This is a genomic window from Enterobacter cloacae complex sp. P17RS (assembly GCF_014895885.1).
In the GTDB taxonomy this organism is placed as follows: Bacteria; Pseudomonadota; Gammaproteobacteria; order Enterobacterales; family Enterobacteriaceae; genus Enterobacter; species Enterobacter bugandensis.
The window spans coordinates 1-652 of sequence record NZ_JADBQK010000052.1; the positions used below are offsets into that span (position 1 = coordinate 1).

Here is a 652-nt window from a genome sequence, read left to right on the forward strand (position 1 = left end):
TTATCGTATATGTGATCTAGCATCTGTATATTGCTGTATTTCTTATATTCCTCGCGCAAATCCATACCATATTTGCTATTATTCCAATTCCCAACTATTATTAACTTCTTCCGAACCAAACTAAATGCTTTTAATATCATCGATATATTATTTTCAGGTTCAATTCTGCATACTGTAAATGCGTAATCTTTATCCACCGAAACAATATCAGCATTAACTGCATGATCACCACCATAAGCAATAACTTTACTCTCACAACCATATTCAGTTTTGACATAATCAGCGATAGCTTTATTATCTGAAATAACAACGTCAGAATACTTAACAGCTAACTCCTCTGATTTTTTTAAAAAGGACTTAGCAAAAGAGTTCCATTTATCTCGACGCCATTCTAATCCATCTATATTCGTAATGATTTTAGCTTTACTAATTTTACGGATAACAGGTAAAAAGAGACATCCAGATACACCTAAAACTAGAATTACATCAGCTTTTTTCAGTACAGCACACATCATTGAATACATATCATAAGCAACACTCTGTATACCATTTGCATTTAAGGGAACATATGTTAGCTTTGCATTTTTATAATTAGTGATTTTTCTATTTTTGTAAGTATGTGAACTACAATATACAGTAATATCAGATATAT

General features: G+C 30.8%; 1 protein-coding gene. It reads right to left on the reverse strand.

Annotated elements, in window-relative coordinates; genetic code table 11:
• Positions 1 to 652, reverse strand: a 652-nt coding sequence (locus IM265_RS21895; protein WP_193056032.1) for a DUF1972 domain-containing protein, incomplete at both ends; no start/stop codon positions are given.